Source organism: Larkinella rosea (genome assembly GCF_003858635.1).
GTDB classification, from domain to species: Bacteria; Bacteroidota; Bacteroidia; order Cytophagales; family Spirosomataceae; genus Larkinella; species Larkinella rosea.
In genome coordinates this window covers 232,049-257,108 of the sequence record NZ_RQJO01000017.1, presented here as the reverse complement: position 1 = coordinate 257,108, position 25,060 = coordinate 232,049, and the positions used below count along the sequence as shown (strand labels likewise).

Below are 25,060 nucleotides of genomic sequence, written 5' to 3'. Positions count from 1 at the left end.
CGTTCTGCCAACCGGGGCTTTTTGTCGGTCAAAAACCGGGATTGGCAGGTAAAAGAATGATAAATGTAAAATCAGTAGTGCACGAAGGTTACGTTTTGCTATAATCTTCCTGGATTTTCTGACGAAACCGTCTTTAAAATTTGAATGTCGTCTCTTCTCTTTTAATGTAAGTGATGGCAGTGGGGCCGCGTAGCGGACAAACAGCCATCGGCTTGGCATCGATACCGTTTGGCAAAAACCGTGACCCGATAAAAGGAAAGAAAACTCGTTTTACCAATCGTTTTTAAATCCTTCGTACAGTAAAGATGTAAAATGACGAATATCGAATGTAAAAGTGATTCAGACGCGCCAAATTACTTTTTCATTCGATATTCGTCATTTTACATTTATCATTTCAACTGCCATTTTCCTTTCAAATTGTCGAGGTATTTCTGTCCCGAACCGGTATTCAGCAACAAAACGTGTTCGTCCGAACGAATCCAGCCCTGCCGAAGCAGCTTTTGCGTAGCAACCCAGATCGCTCCGCCTTCGGGAGCCGCAAAAATACCTTCCTCCGCGCTGAGCTGACTCACGCCTTCGATCATCTCGTCTTCCGAAACCGCCACTGCCGTGCCCGCCGATTCACGTAATACTTTCAACATCAGCGGCTCGCCGATCGGACGTGGCACGGCCAGCCCGTTTGCCAGCGTCGGTTTTCCGACATACGTTTTGCTGTTCGCCTGTTTCCCGAGAAACGTGTCAACAATCGGGCGGCAGTTTTCGGCCTGCACGGCCACCATGCGGGGGAACTTCTGATCCGCCGACAGCCAGCCCAGGGCCTGCATTTCGTAGAACGCCTTCCAGATGCCGATCAGGCCGGTTCCTCCGCCGGTCGGATAGAGGATGACGTCCGGCAATTGCCAGTTTAGTTGCTCGGCCATCTCGTAACCCATCGTTTTTTTGCCTTCCAGCCGATACGGTTCTTTCAGCGTCGACACATCAAAATAGCGGTTTTCCTGATTCATTTGCTGCACTTTGGCCGCGCAGTCGTTGATCAACCCATCGACCAGCACCAGTCGGGCGTTGTAGGCCCGACACTCCTCCTTGAACGCGTCGGGCGTGTGCTGCGGCATCACCACCACGGCTTCCAGACCCGCCCGGGCGCAATAGGCCGCCATCGCCACACCCGCATTTCCCGCCGTCGGAATAATACAGGCTTCCACGCCGTTTTCCTTCGCCTTTGAAACCGCCAGACTCAGGCCCCGCGCCTTAAACGAGCCCGTCGGATTCAGTCCTTCATCTTTCAAACTCAGGTGCTGCAAACCGGTGCGGCCGGCCAGCCGCCGGAGCGGCAACAGGGGCGTAAATCCCTCGCTCAGACTGACGCGGTTTTGAGCCTGAAAAACCGGTAATACGTTTTCGTATCGCCAGAGCGAGTTAACCTGACCGGGAAGCGAATCCCGGGAAACGAGTTGGCGATCAAGGTCGTATTCGCACAGGAGTGGAGCCTGGCAGCAGATTGACAGCGTTTGAAGGTCGAATGGAGAATAGGTTTTGCCGCACTGCGAACACCGCAGGTGCTGCAACAGGGATGAAGTGGTCAGGCTTTTCATGGTTGGCTGTATTTTTCCGCAAATTGAAAGCCCGCCCAGAAGGAAGCAAACGACGTTTTGAGATGGGTTATGCCAAAAGGGAATAATGGCGTTTCGTGAATCGAATAAACTCATTCACGAGCCGGTTGTTTTCGGTGCCTTTTCGTTGGATAAAGTAAAATTCCCGCTGAACGTTCAGATCGCGGATTGGCACTTCAACCAGCTCACCGTCAGCCAGCTCTTTCAGGATCGCCCGCTTGGGCATAAACGCCAGGCAGGTGTCAGCCAGCACGAAGTTTTTCAGGGCTTCCGTGCCGCCCAGCCGAATCAGAACCTGCAAGTTCGACAGGCTGACGCCTTTCTTTTCCAAGGCTTTTTCCACCACCGCCAGGGTGCCGGAACCGGTTTCCCGCAATGCCAGCGGAATACCTGGCAGGTCCTGAACCGTTAGGGTTCGTTCGCGCAGCGGGCTATTTCGGGAGCAAACCGCCAGCACGTCATCGGTCATGAACGGAACGTAGGTTAGTGTGGTCAGGCGGGTGATGCTTTCCACAATCCCGACATCGATTTCGTGATCGATCAGGGCTTTCTGGATGGTGTCGGAATTGCGGTTGAGCACGCTGATCCGAATTGCGGGATGTTGCCGTAAATACGTCGATAAAACCGGTGGGAGCACGTACAGCGTAATGGTGGTGCTGGCTCCGATGGCCAGGCCGGTAGGCGGCTGGAAATTCTCGTTGACAAGCTGGAGTTCCTGATGCAATTCGTTTTGCAACTCGCCCGCTTCCAGTAGTTTAGTGTACAGAATCTGACCGGCTCGGGTTAAACTGATGCTGTTGCCGTGCCGCTCAAACAGGGCGGTTTTGTAGAAAAACTCCAGCGCTTTGACGTGTTTGCTCAGGGCCGACTGGCTGATGAACAACGTCTGGCTGGCTTTGGTAAAGCTTAATTGCCGGGCCACTTCTGCAAAAAGTTTGTGTCGAAAAGACAGCATACGGTTTTCGGCTAGCGGATCACCAGATCGTACTTGGTCAGCAAACCGGGCAGGCTGTGGAGCGAAAATTTTGCCTTTTTCAGCTTGTTCTGTTCCGGGTCCAGCGTCAGGTTATACGAAGTCGAAAAATCGACCTGCGTCAGCGTGTTATTGACAAAAACCGTCAGTTCCAGGTTGCAATCTTTAAAAACCGCCCCGGCCAGATCGCAATTGATGAAACTGGCTCCTTTCAGCGAACACCCGATCAGCTTCGTTTTTTTGAGGTTGCGATTGAAAAAATAGCTCTGATCGAGGTTGCATTCTTCAAAACCGACCGAGAACGCAAACGGATTGCAATGCTCAAAATTAACCCCGACCAGCGTGCATTTCACGAAACTTACGTCGTTGAATTTGGTCCCTTTCACCAGCGCCAGATCCAGATTACAGCTTTCAAACCGGCAATTGACAAAATTCGAATTGGCCAGCACGGCTTTACCCAACGGGAGATTTTTGAAGGTACACTGCTCAAAATCGTGGTACGGAAAGGCGTCGGGCGCGCCCGTCGTCGGATCGAAATGCTGGTCAAAAAACTCCATGATACCGGTAAAAATGGGGTGATTGGTCGGCAAAATACGGCACAAAAAAGGAAGAAAACAGGCAGTTTTGGGTATATTTTAGTATTTTTAAAGCCGGTCTGTCTTTTCATGTAAAGCCGCCCATTCGCTACTGCTCGTATCATGAAACCGTTATTTCGATTAAGTATTGCGCTTGTTGTTCTGCTTACACTTTCGTCGGTGGCCTGGCTCACGATGCGGGAAGACCGCGTCGATTTCAATACGCAGATCAAACCGCTGCTTAACAAAAACTGCATTGCCTGCCACGGTGGCGTCAAAAAAGCATCGGATTTCAGCTTACTCTTTGAACACGAAGCCCTTGCGAAAGCCAAATCCGGCAAACACGCGATTGTTCCCGGCAACGCCGACGCCAGCGAGCTGATCCGCCGGTTGACGCTCACCGACCCCGAAGAGCGGATGCCGCTGGAAGCTCCGCCTTTGAAAAAAGAAGAAATCGAACTGCTTCGTACCTGGATCAATCAGGGCGCCGACTGGGGCAAACACTGGGCGTATGAACCGGTTACGAAACCGGAGGTGCCGAAGATCGGGACGTTCTGGTCGCGCCTGGGCGTGGTGGAAAACGACGAGCTGAAGTGGGCCAAAAACGAAATCGATCACTTTGTACTGGATAAAATTTCGCACGAAAAAGGCTTGGCCGGATCGCTGAAACCGTCGCCCGAAGCCGATAAAATCACGCTCATTCGCCGGGTTTCGCTCGACTTAACCGGTTTGCCGCCCACCGAACAGGATGTGGTGGATTTCCTGAACGATAAGTCGCCGAATGCCTACGAAAAAATGGTCGATCGGGCGCTGGCCAACCCGGCCTACGGCGAGCGCTGGACCGGCATGTGGCTGGATCTGGCCCGCTATGCCGATACCAAAGGCTACGAAGCGGATCTGTCGCGCCCGATGTGGCGCTACCGCGACTGGCTGATCAAAGCCTTCAACGAAGACAAACCGTTCGACCAGTTTACCGTCGAACAATTGGCGGGCGATCTACTCCCAAATCGCAACGGCGAACCGCCAACCGATAACCAACTGATTGCGACCGGTTTTCATCGAAACACGATGACGAACGACGAAGGTGGGACACAGGACGAAGAGTATCGGGTGGCTGCGGTTATCGATCGCGTCAACACGACCTGGGACGTCTGGCAGGGAACTACGTTTGGCTGCGTCCAATGTCACAGCCATCCGTACGATCCGTTCACGCACGACGAGTATTACAAATACATGGCATTCTTCAACAACACCCGCGACGAAGACGTGCCCAGCGATACACCAACCCTGCGGTTTTACAAAGAAGCCGACTCGGTCAAAGTGCAAGAGTTACATGCCTGGGTGAGCCAGCGCGCGGCAAATCCGCAACAGACCAAAATGGCTGACCGGCTGACGAGACTCACCGAACCGAAGGTCAATTCGCATTATTTCGATCAGTACGTTAATGCGTCGCTGATGGGAGCCATGTATACGGCCATTCAGGATAAGGGTTCGGCGCGAATGAAAGACATGGACCTCAACGGCAAAAACCGCCTGATTATCGCGTGGGGAACCAAGGCTGAAAAAGCCGTCATGACCGTTCATCAGGACAGCCCCGACGGCCCGGTTTTGCTGCAGCAACCGGTTCCCAAAACCGGGAGTCCGTGGCGCGATACGACGCTGGTTTTTGCTCTTCCGAATGTTTCAGGACGGCATCATTTATACCTGACGCTCAGTAATCCGAAAAGTCCACAGGATTGGGTGATGGTGAAATGGGTTTCGCTGCAGCCCGCTTTGCCCGGCCAGCCCGCAACGATCCTGGGCGATATGGATCACAAGCTGACCGAAATTTTGAACGCCAAAGCCGAATTGTTGCCCGTCATGCAGGAAAATACCGGTGATCAGGTGCGGGAAACCTTTGTTTTTCAACGCGGAAACTGGCTGGTCAAAGGCAAAAAGGTGAGTGCCGATGTGCCCAAATCGTTACCGCCAATGGACAAAAATCTGCCCAAAAACCGCCTGGGATTAGCTCGTTGGATGGTCAATCGCCAGAATCCGCTGACGGCGCGGGTGGCCGTCAATCGGTTTTGGGAACAGTTGTTCGGAACCGGTATTGTTGAAACCGTCGAAGACATTGGCACCCAGGGCATTCCACCCACTCACCAGGAGTTGCTGGACTGGCTGGCGGCCGAATTCATGGAAACCGACCACTGGAGCGTCAAGAAATTGCTGAAGAAAATGGCGCTGTCGGCGACCTACCGACAGCATTCCAAAGCTTCGCCCGAAGCCCTGGCCCATGATCCCTGGAACAAGTTTCTGATGCGGGGGCCGCGCGTTCGGCTGACGGCGGAGCAGGTGCGCGACCAGACGCTGGCGGCCAGTGGGTTACTGAGCAAAAAACAGTTTGGCCCGAGTGTGATGCCCGCGCAACCCGACGGCATCTGGCAGTCGCCCTACAGCCCGGAAAGCTGGAAACTGAGTCAGGGCGAAGATCGCTACCGGCGGGCATTGTACACCTACTGGAAACGCACTGCGCCGTATCCGTCGATGATCACCTTCGACAGTCCCAGCCGGGAGTTCTGCCAGTTGCGCCGGTTACGCACCAACACGCCCCTGCAAGCCCTCGTGACGCTCAACGATCCGGTTTACGTGGAAGCCGCCCAACATTTGGCGGATTGGATGCGGTACCAGGGAAAAACACCGGAACAGCAGATTCAGGCCGGTTTTCAGCGGATTATGTTACGCCCTTTATCCAAAGCCAAGCTGGCGGTTTTGACCAGATTGTACCAAACGACCCAACGCCATTACCAGCAGCAACCCGACGAAGCCCGGAAATTACTCACCTGTTCCGAAGGCACGCCCGAACTGGCCGCCCTGGCTGTCACCGCCAACGCCATGCTGAATCTGGATGAGGTGGTGACGAAGGAGTGAGAAGGAGTTGACGATTGACCGCTGACGATTGACCATCGACGATAGATTATGTCAGAAGAAGAATCGACAATCGTCGATGGTCAATCGTCAATGGTCAACCCTCTTCAGCACCCGTTCCACTTCCTCCTTGTAATTCCGGCCGATGGGAATCTGGTTGTTATTGATGATTAATCGGTTGCGCTCCATGCGGGCGATGCGCGAAACCGCTACGATGAATGATTTATGGACGCGGATGAACCGGTTTTGAGGGAAAATATCGTGCATGAATTTGATTGAGCCCTTCAGCACAATTTTGCCCGTCAGGGTATAAATGATGGCGTAATCCTTGAGTCCCTGAATGTGGGTCACTTCGTCGAAATTCAGCTTGATGCGCTGGACTCCACTCTTTACAAAAACCGATCCCAGTGGTTCTTCCGTCGGGCCGTCGAGTTTGGTATTCTGGTCTTTCAGCGCCAGAAAATCCCGGATTTTTTCGATTGCCAGTAAAAACCGGGGGTATGAAATGGGTTTTAACAGAAAGTCGATCACGCCCAGTTCAAAGCCTTCAAACGCATAGTCACGGTAAGCAGTGGTGAAAACCGTAATGGGCGGATGTGGCAGCAGTTTCAGAAACTCAATGCCGTTCATGCCGGGCATTTCAATATCCAGAAACAACACCTCGGCTTCGTGGTTTTCCAGGTACACCAGAGCCTCCCGCGCATTGCCAAATTTGTGAACCGGCCCCACAAAATCCAGCCGCCCCAGGTAGTCGGTCAGGATGTCCTGCGCCAGCGATTCGTCGTCAATGACCACGCATTTTAACATAAGGAGTGTAGATGATTACGGTATTCGGTATACAGTTTACGGCCCCAAACAATGTTGATTCTCAGTTCACCACCCGGTTCAGTGTGTAGCTTAAATAGCCGGTGCCGACCCGGAAATTGCGCTCCTGATCGAGGACAAACAACACGTTATCGTCGCCTTTCAGCAGGTAAACCGATACCTCCGGTGTGTCGGAATCCAGTTGATACACCACAGCTTCCGGATCGGTTTTCGTTCCGCGGACAATCGCCCATTTTCCTGCGCGGGCTTTGCGGTTTAACTGGTACGTCGTCGGTTGATGCGTCACCGGGTCCTGAAAAAGCGTAAGACCCCATTTCATTTTCACACATTCCGGGCGAACGGGCATCTTCCAGTCTTTGGTGATTTCGGCGCAGGGAAACCGCCCTTCAAAATGGCCCACCACCGTTGCCCCTTCGGCTAAAGGGGTACGGGAATACGTTTTCGAGGGCACATTACCCGCCCGGGCTTCCTGCGCCCGGGCGCTTTGTACGACCAACAGCAAGCAACCGACAAACAGACAAAACATTCTGATTTTCATGGCGTTAATCAGTAGTTATTTCATATTGAGCGTATAACTCCAGCCACCGTGCCCGATCATCAGTTTTCCGTCCGAATCGAGCAAATGCAACAACTTATCGTCTAATCGGACGAAGGAAATCGCGGGCGTTACTTCTGCCGGGCTCAGCCGGTAAACGGTTTTGTTTTGGCCATTTTTCAGCATCGTCCAGTTGCCTTCTTTTGTTCCTTTCGTTCCGTTGTTCATGAAATCCGTGGTGGCCGGTTTCGATATGCCATACGTGTAGTTGAGTTTGTAAAACGTTGGATTCTGGTTACGCGGATCACGGAGGAGAGCCAGTTCCCAACGGATCATTTTGCACTCGGCCGTGGCCGGAATCGCCAGCATCGACCGGGGAATCTGGTCGCAGGGGCTCGTAGCCCAGAAAACCGTCGGGTCGGGCGAAATCCGGCTGGCCTGAACAAAGGTGATCAAAACCCCAAGCAGGAGACAATTTCGAAGCAGTGTCATGAGTCATGTTGTTTAGCGTGAGCTAGTTTCGTTGCCATTTACACTCGTCCATTTTCGGCAAAAACGATGTTCAGCGATACTTTGTAAACATCCTGATTATCTTCCGTTTGGAGCGTATGGCGACCGGGATACAGCAGTTCCAGCCGTTTCCGCAGGTTGGCCAGGCCAATGCCGCCTTTGCCCCCACTTTGCGATGCAACCGGTTTGTTATTCTCCACGCTCATTTCTACTGCCCTTCGATCCAGACTCACTTTACCGTGTAACCAGGCTTTTTCGGACTGCTTGCCAACGCCATGCTTGAACGCATTCTCAACTAGTGGAAGCAGCAACAGCGGAGCGATTTCCTGACCGTTCAGGTTCCCTTCGATCTGAAAAGCAATGTCGGCGTGGTCTCCACAGCGAATTCGTTCGAGTTCAATATAGTTCTGCAAATACCGGAGTTCCTTTTCCAGCGGCACGCGGGCGTCGTCGCTGTCGTAGAGCATGTATTCCATCATTTCCGACAGTTTCAGCACCACATCCGGCGCCAGATCCGACTTCTTGAGCGTCAGGGCGTAAAGGTTGTTCAGGATGTTGAACAGGAAGTGCGGGTTCACCTGCGACCGCAGAAAATCCACTTCGGCCTGCAATTTCTCGACGGTAATTTTCTGCAAAATCCGCTGTTGTTCGTACCAGTCGATGCTCAGTTTCAGCGCCACCATCAAGCCCAGGTACCACAACGTACTGAAAAAATTGTAGGACAGACTTTCCCACAAATCGCTGTTGCGCATCGGACCGATGACGTAGCCATACAGGTAAAAATCAAACAGACTCTGCACCAGCAGATACCCCAGAATAGACAGCATTACCATCGAAAAATACCGGCCATACCGTTTTTGCAGCAGGTAGCGCGGCAGAAAAAAATGCAGATTCAGGTACGCAATGCCGATCAGCAGCGACACGCGCATCACCACGCAAATCGTAAAATACGACAGGCTGGCCTTGTAAATCAGGTATCGTTTTTCGTACAGAAAAAAACCGGTGATCAGAATCCAGTAGGCCGCGTGCACCAGCGCGTACTTGAGCGGAACGATGCGGTTGGAAAGCGGCAGTTTCAGGGGTCGGTCCAGAAAGTCCATGGCAGGCAGTCGATAAAGTTTCCCGGTAGTTCGCTGTAAATGAAAGCAAAAGAAGCATTCAGGCGAAATTATATCGACCAACGACCCAAAAAGTAGAGGAAAATCGCGCGTAAAAAGGCTCATCTACTTTTTTGGTCGTTGCTCTACTTTTTTTGGCGATCTTCCGAAACCGGTGTTGGTTTGTTTCATCAAACTTGACGATTGACCGCTGACCATTGTCAATGGTCAATGATCAATCGTCAATCATCATAAATTTCACATCATGAAAGCATTATTCGTTGGGCTGGTTCTGACCTGCCAGGTAGTTTCGTTGCCCGGTTCTGATCCGGGTAAAAAAGTGGGAGGCCCCTGCGAAGGTTGTGAAGCGATTTACGAATCGCCCATCGCGTTTGATCAACTACCAAGCTTTGTTCAACTGCCGGGTGTGACCTGGGAAGGCAAGAAACCGCTGGGCATCAACGGCACCGTTTACAAAGCCGACGGAACGCCCGCTGCGGGGGTAATTATCTACATTTACCACACCGACGAAACCGGCCACTATACCGCCAAGGCTGATGCGAAGGGTTGGGAAAAACGGCACGGCTCGATCCGGGGCTGGGTGCGCACCGACGCCAACGGTTTTTACAAATTCGGGACGCTCCGACCCGCCCCCTACCCCGGCCATTCCGACCCGGCACATATCCACGTCACTGTCAAGGAACCGGACCTCAACGAATATTACATCGACGAATTTGTGTTCGATGACGATCCGCTCCTGACCACCGAAAAACGCCGGAAACTGGAAAATCGGGGTGGCAGCGGCATCGTGAAACTGGTCGATGTGGGTAATATGTACAAAGGCGAGCGCAACATTCACCTCGGCAAAAACATCCCCAATTACCCCACGAAGTAATAAAACCGCTTTTTCTGTCTGCTATCAATTCCCGGTTTTTTAGCCGGCCGGGAAAGTTATTGCCTTGATTGAAAACCGCTAGTCCATTCGCTTCGAATCCATCTGTCATGAAATACCTGGTTTTTATATTGCTCATTTCCGGCGGTATTTCGTTTCGACTGAACTCCCAAACCGCCGATCGCCCGGGGGAAGTGCAGGGTTTTCTGGTGGATTCAATCAGCAAAAAACCGGTCGGTTTTGCCACGGTTTCGCTGTTCCGAACGAATCAACTGGCGGATGGAACCCTGACGGATAGCCTAGGACAATTTACGTTGAAGAAGCTTTCGACCGGTTCGTACCGCATTACCCTGAGTGCCGTGGGCTATCGTTCGTTGCAAACGCCCACGCTGGTGATCGATTCGTTCAACCCGGTTTTGAATCTGGGAACGCTCGTCCTCAGCCCGGACGTCAGGACGCTGCAAACGGTGACCGTTCGGGGGAAAAAACCGCTGATCGAGCAGCGGGCGGACGGGATTGTTTTTAATGTGGAAAGTTTGCCGCCCATCGCCGGAAGCAGCGCTGCGGATATGCTGCGGAGGGTGCCGCTGCTGAATGTCGATGCCGACGGCGGACTTTCCATCCGGGGTAGTTCGCAGATCCGGGTGTTTATCGACGGAAAACCGTCCGATCTGTATGCCTCGTCGGTGGCGGATGCGCTCAAATCCATCGGGGGCGACAACATTGTCAAGGTGGAAGTGATCACGCAGCCCTCGGCCCGCTACGAGGCCGAAGGAACCGACGGCGTGGTGAACATCATCACCCGAAAAGCACGCAATAATGCGACCAATGGCAATTTGAGCGGAATTATCGGAAACCGTACCGAAAATGGGATGGCTGATTTTCAGCACAAAAGCGAGAAATGGCTGCTGAAAGCCGACGGTTTTTACCAGCTCTACTGGAACCGGAACGGGGCCGTGCTGGAGCGGGAAACGAATGATTTTCGCATTGTTCAGAAGAGCGAAACCCGGCAGACGGGCCGCTACTTTTTCGGCGGAACGAACATCCTTTACAGCCTGGATTCCAACAACACACTCAGTGTGGGGTATCGTCTGCGCTCGACACCCAATCGAACGAAGACGATTACCAATAATTATTTCACTGGAAATGAAGCACTTTCACCCGGCTTTCAACGAAATCTGGATGTTCCGCTGGGCAACGACGGGAGTACATTCAGCGTGGGGTACACCGGCAATTCCAAAGACAAAAAGAAGGAGTTTTCGCTGCTGGCAATGTCGTTCCGGTTTAAAGGCACCAACCGCTATGACCTGACGCAAACCGGCGCCGATCAGCCCGATTACCGGGAAAACTTCGACAGCAAAACCGAAAACCGCGATTTCACGCTTCAGGCCGACTACGCACAGGCTTTCAACGAGCATTTGAAGTGGGAAAACGGGGCAAAACTGACTCGCAAAAATCTGAGGAGCGACAGCCGGTTTGGTATTTATAATTTAGATAATCAGGCATATGCCAATGACCCAACACGTTCCAATGCGTTCGCTTACCAAAATTCGGTTTACGCCTTGTACAGCAGTTTCAACCTGAAAATCAAGAAATGGCAGTTCATCGCCGGAGCGCGTTACGAAAAAACCACCCTGAACGCATCGTTCAAAAACACCGCTCTAAAGCTACCTGCGTTCGACAATCTCGTTCCTAATCTATTGATCAGTCGAACGTTAACCACCAAAAGTATGCTGAAACTGGGCTATACCCTGAAACTGGTACGTCCTTATTTTTCCTACCTGAACCCGACGGTAAACAACAGCGATTCACTCACGATCCAGTTCGGGAATCCGTATCTTCGACCGGAACTGACCCGGCGGTATCAGCTCAGTTATTCGCGAAACGCGACGCAGTTATTTACCGATATCGCCCTGTTTTACAACCACAACCGAAACAGCATTGAGGGAATCCGGACCGCCCGACCCGACGGTGTTTTTGAGAATACCTGGCAGAACATCGGCCGAAACCGGCGGCTGGGTTTGTCGGCCACCCTGAGCTGGAAACCGTCGTCGAAACTGTCGGTGGGCGCAACATTCACGACGCAGTACGTCTGGCTGGAAAGCCGCGCGCTCCACATCGCCAACCGGGGCCTGATGCGCGAGTTTGTACCAACGATCACGTATAAACTACCCCGCGGATTCAGCGTCTACTTTTACGGTTTTTTCGACGCGAAAAACATCCGGCTCCAGGGTACCCGGACTGGCTGGAAATACTACAGCCTGACGTTCAGCAAACAAGCTAAAAATGAGCGATTTACCATGAGTCTCCGGCTGGATACCATCCTGTCCCCCTTCACATTTATCACGGAAGAAACCGTCTCAGATTCGTTTTATCAAACCCAGACGTTTCGCGTGCAGAACCAGCACATGCGGCTGACGTTTTCGTACAAACTCGGCAAAAAAGAGATCAAAGGGCCGCGCGTCCGGCAAGCCGATACCAGCGATTAACCCTTATTTTCTCCGTTTTCGACCGGTCTCGGCGGGCTTCAGCGCCTGCTCCGGGGCTTTCAGAAACGGCTGAAGTTTGGCCGCAAACTGCCGGTAACCCTCCGCATTCGGGTGCAGTCCGTCGCTGAACAGGGCCTCGTCGATTTTGCCATCCGGTTTCAGAAAAACCGTACCGGGCTGGGCAAACCGGATGTTGGCTTCTCCAGCCATTTGCGCCAGTTCTTCGTTGAGGTTCGTCAGGCGTTTTTCTTCGTTCCGGCGCGGCAGAATGCCAATCAGCAGAATTTCGGCCGTGGGTTGCCGCACCTTGATGGCCTGAACGAGAAATTTGAGCCCGGCCGTGATTTCCGCATCCGTGTTGATCCCCAGGTTGTTCGTTCCGATCATGAGCACCACCTGCGCGGCTTTATAACCATCGAGTTCGCCGTGGTATACGCGCCAGAGTACGTTTTCGATCCGGTCCCAGCCGTAACCCAGATTCAGCACACCCAGCGGTTCCATGACGGCTTTCCAGGAATCGGCACCGGCCGCGCGGGGCGCCACCGGCTCACCACCCCAGTAGTGCGTGATCGAATTGCCCATGTAAACGATGCGGGGCGGATTGGTTTTTACCCGGGCCATGATCTCGTGGTGGCGGGTTTGCCAGTCGTAAATACGCCAGTCGCGCGACTGGGTACGCGGTTTTGTCGTTGAAATCGGCCCCGATGGTTCGTTCAGAATGACGCGCAGGTTCTTCTCGTAGGCTTCGGCATATTGCTGCATGCCCAGATCCGACGGGTGCGTGCCGTCCACCATCGCGTCCGAATCCAGGTTGATCTGCGATTTGGGCAGTAAATACAACTGGTCGATTCCTTCGCCTTTCAACTTCGTAAACGCCTTGCGCATCACCTCGTTGACTTCGGTGTAATAATTCCGGCGCAGCGGACTGATGCCCCCGTCGGTATAGCCCGCGTGTTCAACCAGCAGAATCGGCGTGGCCGGTTGTTTTTGCCGAAGATTTTTTACCGCTTCGACAATCAGGTTGTAGACATCCTCCAGTTTCCGGTCGCCGTTGGCAATCAGGTTCGGCAGGCAGTCCAGCACGTAGATTTTCGCGTCGAGTTGCGCTACGCGGTCCACGACTTCCTTTTCCAGTCGGCCATTGCCCGAAAACGCCAGGTTGATCAGCGGCCGGTCCATTTTCCGGCCCAGAATCGCCGTCCAGGCCATTCCCGCCCGCGATGCACAACCGCCCTGCGCGATGGAAGTGCCGTACACCACAATCGGTTTATCGACCCGAATGGGTAAGGGGGTGAACGTAACGTCTTTCGGAACCCCGATTTCGAGCCATTTCAGCGTGTTGTAAAGCGGCAAATATAACCGGAATTCCCGGCCTTTTTCGGTGGGTTCCATGTTGGCGTATTCGTACCGGATCGTGTCGCCGAATGCGTATTTTCCGTTGCACCACAACCAGTCACCGTCGTAGTTCGCTGCGTATAAATCGACACCACTAACACCGGTTGCGGGCATGTGTGGCATGGCCTGTTTGCCACTGACTGCGTACCGAACCACGATCTTATCGGTATTGGCCCGAAACCGGATCATCAACCCGGCGGAATTGCGCGACAAGTCCCAGACGGCTTTCCGGACGCTTTTTTCGGATTCGGCGGGTAAGCGGTCATACGGATTCTGGATGTCCTTGCCCCGCCAGCCCTGGCCCTCAATGACCGGAAAATCGGCCTGAGTGGGGTTCCACCAGACGTATTCGGTGGGAGTTTGGGCAAAACCCGGTACGCAATTCAGGTAAACGAATGCACAAAGGAGGAAAAGCGTTTTTTTCATAGAAGGGTTGCAAGCTGCACGGAATAGCGCGGTGATCTGCTCCAAAAATACGCAGGAAGTTAACAAAGTAAATCACTGACCCTGGTTTTGTCTTTTACGGGGTATTTTGTGCGGCAGAATAAATCAATTATTTTTTAACTATATATTTAGTTTTATAATTTATTTACCTTATACTTGCTAAGTCTAGCGTACATTTTAGCTAGTAGATGGGCAGAAAACGTAGAAAATGACGTATGGTTTCCTTTTTTCTCCTTTGGGCGTATTGCTTTTCCGGCAGCGCCCCTTCCTCCGGTAAAATTGATCAGGCTACTCATTCGGTGCTGGTTTCCGGCAGTTGTTACGATGTGGCAACGGGCGTCGATCTGAAGATCAGGGCATTTGCGTTGTACGGAAACCGCAGAGTAAATCTGGGGCAGAGCAACGATTCAGGAATTTTTCATTTGCAGTTACCGGATTCAACCCACCATCTGTCGTTCGAACTGGACGGTTATCAGCCGGCGACCATACCGGTAAATTTTCTTGGGAAAGTCGAAAATGACGCTAACTTTTACGTCACCATTCCCATCAGCGCGAAAGATTCCCTTCCTGTCAAACAACAAAATCAGCTTTACTGGAGCTTTCATTCGCCGGATAGCCTGGAGATTAATTATGAAATGAAACACGGTAAAACACAACGATTTTTCACCGAATTTAACTCGAAACTCTTAAAAAAAGCGCCTTATTTTTTCCTGCGCGATATCCGGCAGGGCGAATACGTCCTGACCGCATCAACGACCGATGGCCGTCTGCTTTTGCGCGAGTCCCTGACCGTCGGTCCGGGCTTTAACTTTAAATCGATTCGCATTGAAAAACCGGTTTCTGCAAATGCAGCTTTGTCGAACCGTCCGGAATCACTCCCGACACGATCACTGTATTTTGATCAGAGCAGTTATGAATTACGCAAAGAAACCACGGCTGCGTTGGACTCGATTTCGCAGTTTCTGGCCAATCAAAACCACATTGTGGTTGATATAACCGGTTACACGGATGATGTTGGTGAGCGAAAATTAAACCTGACTTTGTCTGAATTCCGGGCCCGAGCCGTCGCCAATTATTTGCGAAAAAAGGGAGTTCCAGCCAACCAGATCCGACCTGCCTGGAAAGGCGCTGATTCACCGGCGGCATCCAACGAGTCGGAAGAAACGAAAGTGAAAAACCGGCGGGTTGTTCTTCAGTTTTCACCTCAATGAGTTGGATAGGCAGAATCCCTGAACACCCAGCGAGCCGATGCAGCCATCCACGACATAACACTCATTCCGACGAATTCGAAGCTGCCGACGGCGATCAGAATACCGCGCATATTCGCCGGACTTGCTACAATCAGTGACGCAATAATAACGAAGAGAATAAACAAAGATCGAATACTTTTTTTCAGAGTATTGCTGACAGGAGTGGTCATTTTCAAGACAAGGTTAATTCCGGTTTGTGGATCATTCAGTATCAAAACCGCCCCTACAATGCGTGTTTTGAGACCGGTTATCAGTAAGACGGAAGCCTTGCCAGAAAGTCACTAAAAGGCAGGAAAAATAAACTTGAAGGATAAAACCACAGTGGTTAAAAAGAGGTCAGCTCATTTTGGATCTTCTTTCTCGGTCCTCCAATTCATGAATATCGAAAAAGGCCAGAAAATCGCGGACACAATTGCTTTGTTCCAGTTGGGTTTACCCGGTTTTTCCAGGGCCTTCCCAATGTAATAAAGCAGGACAACTCCGGATATAAGCCACGCGATCGCCATGTCGGTATTGTTTTTTATCAAATATAGAAAAGTTAATCAACTAAACGAGCCAGGCACCCTCGCTTTTCTGCCTATTCCTGCCTACCCGACCTTGTTTTAACATTTAGCGGTGTCCGATAGTTTATAGTCCACACATTAACCCCGTCTTATGAAAAATCTAAGTGAGCTTTCGTTCGAAGAGATTCAGAAAATGTACGATTATGCCCTCAACCTGGCCGCATCTTACGTCAAAGATGCCGAGAAACATTATAAAGCCGACGAAAAGGAACGCGGGGACCAGTTTATGGAGGCCGATAAAGAGTGGACGGACTATGCCCGGCAGTTGGATCTGGAACTTCAACACCGGATCAAGTCGGCGGTAGGCCTTCAAACTCCTCAGCCACAGCCCTTTATTTAATTTCAGTAACCTGTTTCAATGCCGGACATGCGGGTTCGAAAACTGCGGATTGTTGACAAAAACCGTATCCGTCAATAGATGCAGAAAAGCCAGCAGATCGTTTCTTTCGGAAGGTGTTAAACCAAGTCCTCCCGCCTGAGCCGCCACCAGTTCGCGGCTCAGCGTGGGGCTGGCCTGAACATGGTCGCTGTAGTGATCGAGAACGGCCGCCAGCGTGGTAAACCGACCGTCGTGCATGTAGGGCGCGGTCAGTGTAATATTGCGTAAGGTCGGCACCCGAAACCGCCCGTGGTCCAGTTCCAGCCCCGTCACTTCCTGCCGCCCCGGGTCAGTCGCGTTTGAATCAAGACCGTTGTTGTGAAACAACTCCTGCATCAGTTTGGGACCGCCGTGGCAGTGGACGCAATTGCCGCCCCGGATGCCGCGTTCGGGATTCGGAGCCGTCGAGAAAAGCCGGAATCCGCGTTCTTCCGCAGCCGTCAATGCATATTTTCCCGCCAAAAACCGGTCGTAGGGCGAATCCGCCGAAATCAGCGTTCGTTCAAACTGGGCAATGGCTTTGGCAATCCGGCCGTCGGTGATGGAATCCGAGCCAAAAACGCGTCGGAATAAAGCAGCATACGGAGCCGTTTTCTGTATTTTTAGGGCGGCTTCACCCGGTTTCAAACCCATTTCGTCGGTGTGCTGGAGCGGCACCAGCGTCTGTTCTTCCAGAGAATTCGAGCGACCATCCCAGAACAGTTGCCGAACCCACAACAGATTGACCAGCGACATCGAATTCCGGCGCGTCGGTTTGCCGCTGACACCTACACTTTTTGCCAAACCGTCGGTAAAGGCCCGCGACTGCTGGTGGCAACTGGCGCAGGAAACCGTTCCGGTGGCCGACAAACGCGGTTCATAGAACAAAAGCCGACCCAGGTAAACGCCTTCCTGCGTCATCGGATTGTCAGCCGGAATGCTGAATCGTCCGCCGAACGAAGCCGGGTATTTCAGCTCGTACGGGCCAGTCGGAACCGGGTCGTCAGCAGGTTGAAAGGCCGCCAGAACGGCCAGCGCCACGAATCCGAAAAGAACAAACCGGCTGACAGTCATCTTTTTATTTTGCAAACCGCACTTCGATGCTTTTCACTTCGCGCACCCAGCGGGCCGGTTTTTTCTCGCCGGGAACCACAATCCGGTACGGCCCAACGCCCGACGGCAGGGGCGATCCATCGACGCTGTCGGCCAGAATGATGGTGCGGGTGGCAAAGTCAGCATCCAGTTCGGGCAGCGCGTACAGCGTTTCGTAGCCATCGATGGCTTTCACGACGACGTACTTCATGAGGTTTTCGCCCCGCAACTCCCCGCCCATCGTGGCCCCCGCCAGTTTGAGCAGGTCGGCCAGCGGCACACCCGCGTATTTGTGTTCTTTTCCGTCGCGGTCTTTGCCCGTCACCTCGGTATGCGGCAGGGCTTTCAGATCGGCGGCCTGGAGCGTCAGCGGTTTGGTAACTTCGCCGGAAATGGTAATCTGCCCAAAACCGGTACCGGCCGCCAGACAAAACGCACCAATCAGAACAAACAAGGCCCAAGGCGCCGGGCGAAACAGGAGGTTAAATCGGGTCATGGTCGGTTTTATAAGTTGGTCAGCAGCAGATTTACGAAATACATACGGCCCGGTTCGGGAAACCCTTCTGCAAGGGCATAGTCCTGATCAAAAATATTATTTATTCCGCCTTCCAGGCTCACAAACCGCACAATCCGCACCGACGCTTTGGCGTATTCCACCACAAAACTTTTCGCCTTTGTGCCGTAACTGGTGCTGTACCGATCCGAATTGTATTCGACATTGGCCAGCAAGGTGGCCCGGCGCAACACCTGAGCCTGCGCAAAAACCAGCACTTTGTTGTCGGGAACATCAATAAATTTCAGGTCGGAATTGCTCCGATTCTGGCGGTGAATGTACGAATACTGTAGCCCGGTTTGCAAGACGGAACCGATCGGCACTTTGACCGACAAATCCCCGCCGTAGAACTCGGCCCGGCCGGTGTTCTGAAACTGATAGACGTTGGGCTGCACATTGTTGACCTGCTGAATGGCGTCGGTCAGTTTGCTGTAAAAAAGGCTGCCCTGAAGCGTCAGGGTTCGACCCGGTTTTCCCAGATTAAACTGATCGGCATAAGCCGCTTCGAAATGCAGCGCCGACTCGGCTTTCAGTTCCGGATTCGGAATGGCGGCTCCCATGCGGTACGAATACCGGTCTTTGATCGTGGCAAAGCGGGTTTTGCGCGCGACGGTGAAACCCAGTTGCCGATTGGCGGTTGGATTATAAAATAAACCGGCCTGCGCGTTCAGGGCCGAACTGTTGTTCCCGGCAAACGGCTTGATGAGTTTCGTCGTACTTTCGTAGTTCTCCGCCCGCAGACTCTGGCGCGAATTGTAGCTGATGCCCGGCACCAGCGAGAGTTGACTGGTCAGCCGAAATACGTCTTCAACCCCCAGCGAATACGTCTGATCGATGAACGTCCGAGCCGGTTCGCCCTGGTTGTTTTCGCGGTGCCGATCCTGTTTGTAATGGAACGAGGCTTTCAGATTATGACTTTCGGCCAAACGGTTACCGTATTCGAGCGAACCGCCTTTGGTGTCATCGTTGTAAAAACTATTGAAGGAAGACCCTTTTTTCTGCGTCGTATACGTATTGTCGTCGAAAGCGCTCAGGAGGTTTTTAAACTTATCGTAAAACAAACGGACTTTCAGGTAACTACTGGTTGTCAGGGCCGTCCGGGAAATAAAATACCAGCTTTCCTTATCCCAGTTGGGCCACTGCCAAAACCGGGGCGTCTGCTTCGGATCGTCGCCCGCGTACGGCGGTGTTCCTTTCGTTCCTTTCTGATTAACGTAACTAAAAGTATACTCGTCAGTGGCGTTGGGGGTAAAACCGGCTTTCAGGCTGTATTTTCGGTCATTGCGGTACGCATTCTGCCGGTCACCGCCGTCTTCCTGGGCGTGGACGACGAATTGGTTCGACAGCGGAAACGTCTCCTGCTTCAATTGCGAAGCCGATGCCTGGAAGTAAAATTTCCCCAGATTCGTCCCAACGTTCAGGTTGTAGCGGTGTCCCTGACCACTCATCAACCCGCCACGTCCTTCAAATTCAAACCGCTTCTGAGGTCGGCGCGACACCAGATTGATGGCGCCCCCTATCGTGTTGGGCCCGTAGGTAACCGACGAAAATCCTTTGGTGACATTAACTTCAGCGAGATCGAAGGTTGTAAACCGCCCCAGATCCACGTAGCCGTCGTAGGGAACATACACCGGAATGCCGTCGATAAAAACCGGCACCTGCCGCAAATCAAAACCGCGCAAGTACACCATCGATTCGTTGCGCGCCCCCACCGTCGACAAATTGACGCCGGGCAGCAGATTGAGCGCCCGGCCCACGTCGAGCCGATTGAACAGCTCCATTCGACCACTCTGGACGGTATGGGCCGAGTCGAGGCTCCGGCGCCCCAAAACCGTTACCTCTCCCAAACTAAAAACCCGGCTTGAGTCAGCAGAACGAATCTGCTGCGCAAAAGCCGGTTGAAAAAAGAGGATACCAAGGGCTAATTTTCCAATCAGGGAAGCGTAATTGTATCTCATTCAGGTCGGATTAGCTGGCTGGTCGTTATATCCCAACAAATATAACGCATTTACCGACTGAATGATCAGATTTCCTGATTCATTCAACGACCTCAGCGGATAAAATGCATGGCCACCATCACTACGTGGAGTAACACATTGACGGTGAAAAGGCTGATGCAAAACCGCACGGACAACAGTCCCAGATTCGAAACCAGTACGCCAAAGAAGGCTACTACCGCAATTCCGGCGAAAACATCACTGAAGCCAAAATCAAAATACTGGAAAATCAGCAGGGACGCCGGAGTGATGATACAGCTCTGAATGATCAGCATGGCCACCATCACCGTAAAGCGGTAATCGCCGGTTTCCAGTAAATTAATTGTGTTGTTATATTTTGTACGCCAGCTCAGAGTGTGGTTCTGTTCAGCAACGGCATGTGCGGGCAAAGAAAGTTTCGTGTTCATCGTCTTGTGAGCTAATTTGATGACACAAAAGTGGCGGAGGAAAAGCACCAGTTGGATGACTGACATTAGTCTGACAACTGATTATCGTCTGCCCGGCAACTGACGAATGTCATGGGAAAGGTTCGGCCAAACCGGGAGCTTTACGGAAAACATGGAAACGATGGAACCGTTGAAGAATCCAATTGCCGATTTGCACCTCCTGAATCAATGTCATACCGAAAATCAGCGCTGGAGCGTCACGCTGACGAGCTATGAACAGGAAGTTGATCAGTTGCTGGTTCTGCTGAATGACGTCCTGGAACAATATAATCACCAGAATCTGCGCCAGCGGGCCATCGATTATTCCCAGCGGCTGAACCGGTTAAAAGTGTGGTTCCACCGCCTGCGGTCCGACCTGCTTTGTGAAGGTACCGTTTCAGGCAATTCGTCGGGCTGTCTGAAGTGCGGAAAACCGCATCTGAGCCTGTATTCAGCCATTTCACTCCAGATTACCGGGCTGTCCGACGAGTTCGCTCACATCAAAACGGGATGCTATCAGTTTCTGTCGGTGCTGGTCCAGTTGAATTTGTTGTAAACTTTTACTTCTTCCGCATACAGAATTGTCCCTGTCTGTTAACTCTTCTTCCCTTTCGACATTTCCGCCTGACGCATGGGCATGCTGTCGATGATGCGGAAGAGTTCGCCGGAGTCAACCGGTTTGGTAAACGCGTGTTTAACCCCGCCGTCTTTGCCGATGAGCCAGCCTTTAAAACCGGTGGCGGGAGAAAGGTTGAACGGATTTTGCATCAAAAACCGGCGATCCGTTTCCGGCAATTTCGCGTCGGTCAGTACAATGACGTCCAGATCCCGCTCGGCCAGACCGGTTTTTTCAGCTTGAAAAGCCTTTTGCTGCGCATCCAGTTCCTGCTGCGAACTCTCCCGGCTGTAGATCACCAGAACGCGCCGATGATCCCGTTTTGCCGCCAGCGTATTTTTCAGGGATGGCGATTGAAAACCGGCGTTTTCCAACCAGATCATACCCACCAGCATGCCAACTACCCAACCCGTGTTCATCGTAAAAATAGAAGAGTTCGTAAAGGAAGCTTACGAACTCTTATAACCCATTTTATTCGAAGAGGTTTTCGGACCGTTCCAGCAGCAGGATGGCCGACTGGGGAACAATACAGTATTTTTCGCCTTCGTATTCCAGTTCAATGGCGTTCCGCTGGAGGTAAATCGCCAGATCACCTTCCTGTGCCTGAAGCGGCATGTATTTCACTTTTTCTTCAGTTTCCTTCCACGGCTCGTCTTCCGTTGGCGACGGAATCGGATAACCCGGCCCCACTTTAATGACGTAGCCGCTCTGAACCTGTTCTTTTTCCGTTACGGTTGGGGGTAAATACAAACCGCTGTTGGTACGTTCACTCGGATTCTTGGGTTTCACCAGCACCCGGTCACCCACAACGATCAATCGTCTTAATCGATTATCTGCCGTTATTTCCATCGTAGTATATCACTTGTCATTTTTGCGCGCAGTTCGCGTCGCGAGGCAATTCGCTCAACAATCAGGCTATGTGGCTTTCGGACGACAAATGCGACAAATTGTCAGTTGAGGCCGCCTTTTTCTCCGGATCAAAATCGTCAGGGAACGGGGTCGTAGCCGCTTCCACCCCACGGATGGCAGCGCGAAATCCGCTTCAATCCCAATTGTCCGCCTTTCAAAGCACCGTATTTCTGCACGGCTTCGATCATATATTGGGAGCAGGTCGGCGTGTACCGGCACGCGTTGGGAAGGTAGGGCGAAATCGCTCCCTGATAAAAGCGAACGAAACCAATCAATGCGGTTTTCATAGTGGGTGACAACTCCTTCGTTAAATCTTTTCTATCTTTGCTTTCAGTCCGTGCCGACCCGGTTTTAAAACCGTTCGCGCATTTGGACACATTCAAACCCTAAACCGCCGGAGCGGGTCTATTTTTAACACTTCTTTACATCGAATGCTCTCATACATCATCTGGGACGTCAATCCCGAATTGTTTTCCATCGGTACATTCTCCGTTCGCTGGTATGGTCTTCTGTTTGCACTCGGCTTTTTGTTGGGCCAGCAAATCATGCTCTACATCTTTAAACGCGAAGGAAAGCCGATCGCTGATATCGACGCCCTGACGCTTTACATGGTTATCGCCACGGTTTTGGGGGCCCGCATCGGCCATTTCCTTTTCTACGAACCCGAAGTATTGTTCAAAAACCCACTCGAAGTCATTCTTCCCCCCTACCGCGGACTCGCCAGCCACGGCGCTACCGTCGGGATTCTGACCGGTTTGTGGCTCTACTCCCGCCGGAAATCCAGCCGGGCCACGAACCAGACCTTTCTCTGGGTCACCGACCGCATCGTGATCGCGGTTGCATTAGGTGGTTGTTTCATTCGTTTGGGTAACCTGATGAACTCCGAGATCGTCGGCCGTCCGACCGATGTGCCCTGGGGTTTCGTCTTTGTTAACAACACCGAGTACTTACAGATTCCCCGCCATCCGGCGCAATTATACGAAGCCATTTCGTGCTTTTTCATTTGCCTGTTTCTTTTCTGGTTCTGGAACCGCTACAAACAGAACACGCCCCACGGCAGTTTGCTCGGCATCTTCCTGATCGGCGTATTCGGTTTGCGGTTTGTTTACGAATACTTCAAAGAGAATCAGGTGGAGTTTGAGAACACGCTGGCGCTGAATATGGGACAGATTCTGAGTATTCCTGCCGTACTCGCCGGTATTTATCTGCTGATCGTGAGTTTTCGCAAACGTCCCACCCCCATCGATTCGAGCAAATCCCGTTAAAATCAGCGATTTAATCTTTATTTAATTACCGGAGAATCAAAATTGGTCACTAGAAGTTGAAATACTTCTTACCTTGTTTTTTGATTGAATTCCTGACTTAACCAATCAATCTGACCATGAAATTGATCAAATCGGTACCGGTCTTCCTGCTGGCGGCAACGCTGCTGATGAGTTGTGGTGGAAATAAAGAAGAAGAAAAAACGGAAGAGTCGGGCGACGACGGCACGTCAATCTCGGCCACCGAAAGTGTGAAGGCGCTGAAAAAGATGGCCGAACAGGCCGAAGATATGTCGAAAAACGGCCCGGTCGAAACCGTTGATTTCCGGAAATTGAAAGAAATGCTCCCCGCCGATGCCGACGGGCTGGCCCGGAAAGAAGCTACCGGCGAGAAAAACGGCATGGCGGGTTTCAATATTTCAACGGCAAAAGGCGATTACCGCAACGAAGACGGCAGCCAATCCATTGAAATTGACATTGTTGATGCGGGCGGAACCGGTGCCTTGATGGGTTTAGCCGCCTGGTCGATTATTGAAGTGGACAAAGAAACCGAGAACGGTTACGAAAAAACCACCAAATTCGGCGATTACAAATCTTACGAAAAATACGACAACAGCAATAAAAACGGCGAAATTGCCGTGTTAATCAAAAACCGCTTCATCGTTACCGCCAAAGGCAACGGCGTCGACATGGATAAAATCAAAGCCACGCTCGAAAAGATCGACCTCGACAAGCTGGCGGAATTGAAGTGAGTAATAGACAAGAGAGGTGAGACAAGAGAATAAAGACTAATATCCTTTATTGACATTGGTCTTTACTCTCTTGTCTCACCTCTTTCTTCTAACCAAACAACTCCTCTTTATCCATCCCGCCGGGCAAGGGGCCCTGGCGGGTTAATTTTTTTTCGGCGAGATGAGCGCCCGCTCTGGCGCAGCTTGCCGGATCGTGGCCGTCGAGCCAGGCCGTCAGAAAACCCGCCCAGTAGGCATCGCCCGCGCCGGTGGCGTCGATCACTTCAATCTTCCGGCTGGGAATTCGAAGCCGCTGGCGACCGTTTTCGTAGGAGACAAAACTCCCTTCGGCACCTAAAGTCAGGCAAACCAAAGGGGCACCATTTCCGTGAAAATAAGCCGCAATTTCTTCCGGTTTCTGCCGATATCCGAACAAGCGCGCTGCGTCGTCGTCGCTGAGTTTGACCAATGCGTTGGCCGAACAATATTGCTGCAAAACGCGCTGCGCCAGTTCCCGGTCGGGCCAGATCGCGGGCGCGTAATTGGCATCGATACTGACCTGACAACCGGCTTCGTTCGCGCGCCGGGCGGCATCCACGATGGCATCCTGCGCCGGTTGGCGACTGAGGGCAAAACAGGTAGTATGGAAAATGGCAGCGTTTTTTAGTAAGTCATCGGGCAAATGTTCGGGTTTGATCCAGCAGTCGGCTTCGCGGTAGGCAATGAAATCGGGGGTGCCTTTGGTGCGGGAAACGATGACGACGCTCGTGGGGGCGGTGGGGTTAGACGCAATAAATTGCGTTTCAACGTTTGCTTCAGCAACACGGTCTTTCAGGTAAACGCCCAGGTTGTCGTTTCCGACGCAGGCGACTAAAGCGGATCGATTGCCCAGCCGGGCCATGTTGGCCGCCATATTCGCCGGGCTTCCGCCCTGATACCGGTGAAAATCACGCGTTTGCCGGAGATCGTCGGCCAGTTCGTGACCAATTAAATCAACCAGCAATTCGCCCACCGCCAGAAGGTCGTACGTACGGTTTTGGGAATTCATACGC

General features: G+C 52.3%; 25 protein-coding genes. 8 read left to right on the top strand and 17 right to left on the bottom strand.

The genetic code is table 11. The features are described from left to right. Positions 1 to 389: 389 nt before the first annotated feature. From EHT25_RS32325 to EHT25_RS32315, 3 genes are all read right to left on the bottom strand, one after another. Positions 390 to 1,592 (bottom strand): threonine synthase, encoded by a 1,203-nt coding sequence (locus tag EHT25_RS32325; protein WP_124879595.1) that lies wholly within the window; start codon positions 1,590 to 1,592, stop codon positions 390 to 392. A 67-nt stretch (positions 1,593 to 1,659) separates the two neighbouring features. Beyond that, positions 1,660 to 2,565, bottom strand: coding sequence for a LysR family transcriptional regulator (locus EHT25_RS32320; protein ID WP_124879594.1), 906 nt, complete (start codon positions 2,563 to 2,565; stop codon positions 1,660 to 1,662). A gap of 11 nt (positions 2,566 to 2,576) precedes the next feature. After that, a complete protein-coding gene (locus EHT25_RS32315; protein ID WP_124879593.1) occupies positions 2,577 to 3,140 on the bottom strand; it encodes a pentapeptide repeat-containing protein in 564 nt (187 codons plus the stop codon). A 141-nt stretch (positions 3,141 to 3,281) separates the two neighbouring features. Here EHT25_RS32315 and EHT25_RS32310 point away from each other — a divergent pair, with 141 nt between their 5' ends. Next, a complete protein-coding gene (locus EHT25_RS32310; RefSeq protein ID WP_124879592.1) occupies positions 3,282 to 6,068 on the top strand; it encodes a DUF1553 domain-containing protein in 2,787 nt (928 codons plus the stop codon). 87 nt (positions 6,069 to 6,155) lie between these two features. Here EHT25_RS32310 and EHT25_RS32305 read toward each other — a convergent pair whose 3' ends face one another. The 4 genes from EHT25_RS32305 to EHT25_RS32290 form a co-directional block, all read right to left on the bottom strand. After that, positions 6,156 to 6,872 carry a LytR/AlgR family response regulator transcription factor gene (locus tag EHT25_RS32305; RefSeq protein ID WP_124879591.1) on the bottom strand — a complete coding sequence of 239 codons (717 nt, stop codon included), beginning with the start codon at positions 6,870 to 6,872 and terminating at the stop codon, positions 6,156 to 6,158. Positions 6,873 to 6,933: 61 nt separating this feature from the next. Continuing rightward, the gene (locus EHT25_RS32300) at positions 6,934 to 7,428 is read right to left on the bottom strand and encodes a hypothetical protein (RefSeq protein WP_124879590.1); all 495 of its coding nucleotides are present in this window, start codon (positions 7,426 to 7,428) and stop codon (positions 6,934 to 6,936) included. A gap of 15 nt (positions 7,429 to 7,443) precedes the next feature. Next, positions 7,444 to 7,917 (bottom strand): hypothetical protein, encoded by a 474-nt coding sequence (locus EHT25_RS32295; RefSeq protein WP_124879589.1) that lies wholly within the window; start codon positions 7,915 to 7,917, stop codon positions 7,444 to 7,446. 38 nt (positions 7,918 to 7,955) lie between these two features. Beyond that, positions 7,956 to 9,035 carry a sensor histidine kinase gene (locus EHT25_RS32290; RefSeq protein WP_124879588.1) on the bottom strand — a complete coding sequence of 360 codons (1,080 nt, stop codon included), beginning with the start codon at positions 9,033 to 9,035 and terminating at the stop codon, positions 7,956 to 7,958. A 262-nt stretch (positions 9,036 to 9,297) separates the two neighbouring features. Between EHT25_RS32290 and EHT25_RS32285 the strand changes: the two genes are divergently transcribed. Together EHT25_RS32285 and EHT25_RS32280 are read left to right on the top strand one after the other, a co-directional pair. Further along, on the top strand, positions 9,298 to 9,927 hold the full coding sequence (locus tag EHT25_RS32285; protein ID WP_124879587.1) for a dioxygenase family protein: 630 nt from the start codon (positions 9,298 to 9,300) through the stop codon (positions 9,925 to 9,927). 107 nt (positions 9,928 to 10,034) lie between these two features. Continuing rightward, entirely contained in the window at positions 10,035 to 12,413 is a 2,379-nt protein-coding gene (locus EHT25_RS32280; RefSeq protein WP_124879586.1) for a TonB-dependent receptor, read from the top strand. Between the two features lie 3 nt (positions 12,414 to 12,416). Here EHT25_RS32280 and EHT25_RS32275 read toward each other — a convergent pair whose 3' ends face one another. Further along, entirely contained in the window at positions 12,417 to 14,234 is a 1,818-nt protein-coding gene (locus EHT25_RS32275; protein ID WP_124879585.1) for an SGNH/GDSL hydrolase family protein, read from the bottom strand. Between the two features lie 233 nt (positions 14,235 to 14,467). Here EHT25_RS32275 and EHT25_RS32270 point away from each other — a divergent pair, with 233 nt between their 5' ends. Continuing rightward, positions 14,468 to 15,463: an OmpA family protein gene (locus EHT25_RS32270; protein ID WP_124879584.1), complete on the top strand. Its 996-nt coding sequence runs from the start codon at positions 14,468 to 14,470 to the stop codon at positions 15,461 to 15,463. Here EHT25_RS32270 and EHT25_RS32265 read toward each other — a convergent pair. Beyond that, complete coding sequence (locus EHT25_RS32265) at positions 15,457 to 15,672, bottom strand: hypothetical protein (protein ID WP_124879583.1); 216 nt, start codon at positions 15,670 to 15,672, stop codon at positions 15,457 to 15,459. The two genes, EHT25_RS32270 and EHT25_RS32265, sit on opposite strands and share 7 nt — an antisense overlap. Positions 15,673 to 16,156: 484 nt before the next feature. Between EHT25_RS32265 and EHT25_RS32260 the strand changes: the two genes are divergently transcribed. Further along, positions 16,157 to 16,405, top strand: a complete 249-nt coding sequence (locus tag EHT25_RS32260; protein WP_124879582.1) for a hypothetical protein — start codon at positions 16,157 to 16,159, stop codon at positions 16,403 to 16,405. Between the two features lie 15 nt (positions 16,406 to 16,420). Here EHT25_RS32260 and EHT25_RS32255 read toward each other — a convergent pair whose 3' ends face one another. From EHT25_RS32255 to EHT25_RS32240, 4 genes are all read right to left on the bottom strand, one after another. Beyond that, complete coding sequence (locus tag EHT25_RS32255) at positions 16,421 to 17,497, bottom strand: cytochrome-c peroxidase (protein WP_124879581.1); 1,077 nt, start codon at positions 17,495 to 17,497, stop codon at positions 16,421 to 16,423. A gap of 4 nt (positions 17,498 to 17,501) precedes the next feature. Beyond that, the gene (locus EHT25_RS32250) at positions 17,502 to 18,011 is read right to left on the bottom strand and encodes a molybdopterin-dependent oxidoreductase (RefSeq protein WP_124879580.1); all 510 of its coding nucleotides are present in this window, start codon (positions 18,009 to 18,011) and stop codon (positions 17,502 to 17,504) included. Positions 18,012 to 18,019: 8 nt separating this feature from the next. Beyond that, positions 18,020 to 20,026 carry a TonB-dependent receptor plug domain-containing protein gene (locus tag EHT25_RS32245; RefSeq protein ID WP_124879579.1) on the bottom strand — a complete coding sequence of 669 codons (2,007 nt, stop codon included), beginning with the start codon at positions 20,024 to 20,026 and terminating at the stop codon, positions 18,020 to 18,022. A 92-nt stretch (positions 20,027 to 20,118) separates the two neighbouring features. Further along, a complete protein-coding gene (locus tag EHT25_RS32240) occupies positions 20,119 to 20,472 on the bottom strand; it encodes a hypothetical protein (RefSeq protein ID WP_124879578.1) in 354 nt (117 codons plus the stop codon). Positions 20,473 to 20,623: 151 nt separating this feature from the next. On the opposite strand from EHT25_RS32240, the gene EHT25_RS32235 reads away from it, so the two are divergent. Beyond that, a complete protein-coding gene (locus EHT25_RS32235) occupies positions 20,624 to 21,046 on the top strand; it encodes a hypothetical protein (protein WP_124879577.1) in 423 nt (140 codons plus the stop codon). 38 nt (positions 21,047 to 21,084) lie between these two features. Here EHT25_RS32235 and EHT25_RS32230 read toward each other — a convergent pair whose 3' ends face one another. The 3 genes from EHT25_RS32230 to yidD all read right to left on the bottom strand — a co-directional run bounded on the left by EHT25_RS32230 (position 21,085) and on the right by yidD (position 22,302). Then, positions 21,085 to 21,525: a DUF4174 domain-containing protein gene (locus tag EHT25_RS32230; protein WP_229311876.1), complete on the bottom strand. Its 441-nt coding sequence runs from the start codon at positions 21,523 to 21,525 to the stop codon at positions 21,085 to 21,087. Positions 21,526 to 21,577: 52 nt separating this feature from the next. Further along, positions 21,578 to 21,955, bottom strand: coding sequence for a co-chaperone GroES (locus EHT25_RS32225; protein WP_124879576.1), 378 nt, complete (start codon positions 21,953 to 21,955; stop codon positions 21,578 to 21,580). Positions 21,956 to 22,092: 137 nt separating this feature from the next. Next, complete coding sequence (gene yidD / locus EHT25_RS32220; RefSeq protein ID WP_124879575.1) at positions 22,093 to 22,302, bottom strand: membrane protein insertion efficiency factor YidD; 210 nt, start codon at positions 22,300 to 22,302, stop codon at positions 22,093 to 22,095. Positions 22,303 to 22,446: 144 nt separating this feature from the next. On the opposite strand from yidD, the gene lgt reads away from it, so the two are divergent. Then, a complete protein-coding gene (lgt, locus tag EHT25_RS32215; protein WP_124879574.1) occupies positions 22,447 to 23,280 on the top strand; it encodes a prolipoprotein diacylglyceryl transferase in 834 nt (277 codons plus the stop codon). Positions 23,281 to 23,396: 116 nt separating this feature from the next. Further along, complete coding sequence (locus EHT25_RS32210) at positions 23,397 to 24,029, top strand: transposase (protein WP_124879573.1); 633 nt, start codon at positions 23,397 to 23,399, stop codon at positions 24,027 to 24,029. 88 nt (positions 24,030 to 24,117) lie between these two features. On the opposite strand, the gene EHT25_RS32205 is transcribed toward EHT25_RS32210, so the two are convergent. Continuing rightward, on the bottom strand, positions 24,118 to 25,056 hold the full coding sequence (locus EHT25_RS32205) for a carbohydrate kinase family protein (protein ID WP_124879572.1): 939 nt from the start codon (positions 25,054 to 25,056) through the stop codon (positions 24,118 to 24,120). Positions 25,057 to 25,060: the final 4 nt, after the last annotated feature.

Coding starts and splice junctions, on each gene's coding strand:
- EHT25_RS32265 (WP_124879583.1), bottom strand. CDS start 15,672: ATGACCACTCCTGTCAGCAATACTCTGAAAAAAAGTATTCGATCTTTG.
- EHT25_RS32225 (WP_124879576.1), bottom strand. CDS start 21,955: ATGGAAATAACGGCAGATAATCGATTAAGACGATTGATCGTTGTGGGT.
- EHT25_RS32270 (WP_124879584.1), top strand. CDS start 14,468: ATGGTTTCCTTTTTTCTCCTTTGGGCGTATTGCTTTTCCGGCAGCGCC.
- EHT25_RS32325 (WP_124879595.1), bottom strand. CDS start 1,592: ATGAAAAGCCTGACCACTTCATCCCTGTTGCAGCACCTGCGGTGTTCG.
- EHT25_RS32245 (WP_124879579.1), bottom strand. CDS start 20,026: ATGAGATACAATTACGCTTCCCTGATTGGAAAATTAGCCCTTGGTATC.
- EHT25_RS32320 (WP_124879594.1), bottom strand. CDS start 2,565: ATGCTGTCTTTTCGACACAAACTTTTTGCAGAAGTGGCCCGGCAATTA.
- EHT25_RS32315 (WP_124879593.1), bottom strand. CDS start 3,140: ATGGAGTTTTTTGACCAGCATTTCGATCCGACGACGGGCGCGCCCGAC.
- EHT25_RS32290 (WP_124879588.1), bottom strand. CDS start 9,035: ATGGACTTTCTGGACCGACCCCTGAAACTGCCGCTTTCCAACCGCATC.
- EHT25_RS32260 (WP_124879582.1), top strand. CDS start 16,157: ATGAAAAATCTAAGTGAGCTTTCGTTCGAAGAGATTCAGAAAATGTAC.
- EHT25_RS32255 (WP_124879581.1), bottom strand. CDS start 17,497: ATGACTGTCAGCCGGTTTGTTCTTTTCGGATTCGTGGCGCTGGCCGTT.
- EHT25_RS32275 (WP_124879585.1), bottom strand. CDS start 14,234: ATGAAAAAAACGCTTTTCCTCCTTTGTGCATTCGTTTACCTGAATTGC.
- EHT25_RS32310 (WP_124879592.1), top strand. CDS start 3,282: ATGAAACCGTTATTTCGATTAAGTATTGCGCTTGTTGTTCTGCTTACA.
- yidD (WP_124879575.1), bottom strand. CDS start 22,302: ATGAAAACCGCATTGATTGGTTTCGTTCGCTTTTATCAGGGAGCGATT.
- EHT25_RS32210 (WP_124879573.1), top strand. CDS start 23,397: ATGAAATTGATCAAATCGGTACCGGTCTTCCTGCTGGCGGCAACGCTG.
- EHT25_RS32305 (WP_124879591.1), bottom strand. CDS start 6,872: ATGTTAAAATGCGTGGTCATTGACGACGAATCGCTGGCGCAGGACATC.
- EHT25_RS32230 (WP_229311876.1), bottom strand. CDS start 21,525: ATGAACACGGGTTGGGTAGTTGGCATGCTGGTGGGTATGATCTGGTTG.
- EHT25_RS32280 (WP_124879586.1), top strand. CDS start 10,035: ATGAAATACCTGGTTTTTATATTGCTCATTTCCGGCGGTATTTCGTTT.
- EHT25_RS32300 (WP_124879590.1), bottom strand. CDS start 7,428: ATGAAAATCAGAATGTTTTGTCTGTTTGTCGGTTGCTTGCTGTTGGTC.
- EHT25_RS32285 (WP_124879587.1), top strand. CDS start 9,298: ATGAAAGCATTATTCGTTGGGCTGGTTCTGACCTGCCAGGTAGTTTCG.
- EHT25_RS32205 (WP_124879572.1), bottom strand. CDS start 25,056: ATGAATTCCCAAAACCGTACGTACGACCTTCTGGCGGTGGGCGAATTG.
- lgt (WP_124879574.1), top strand. CDS start 22,447: ATGCTCTCATACATCATCTGGGACGTCAATCCCGAATTGTTTTCCATC.
- EHT25_RS32240 (WP_124879578.1), bottom strand. CDS start 20,472: ATGAACACGAAACTTTCTTTGCCCGCACATGCCGTTGCTGAACAGAAC.
- EHT25_RS32250 (WP_124879580.1), bottom strand. CDS start 18,011: ATGACCCGATTTAACCTCCTGTTTCGCCCGGCGCCTTGGGCCTTGTTT.
- EHT25_RS32235 (WP_124879577.1), top strand. CDS start 20,624: ATGGAAACGATGGAACCGTTGAAGAATCCAATTGCCGATTTGCACCTC.
- EHT25_RS32295 (WP_124879589.1), bottom strand. CDS start 7,917: ATGACACTGCTTCGAAATTGTCTCCTGCTTGGGGTTTTGATCACCTTT.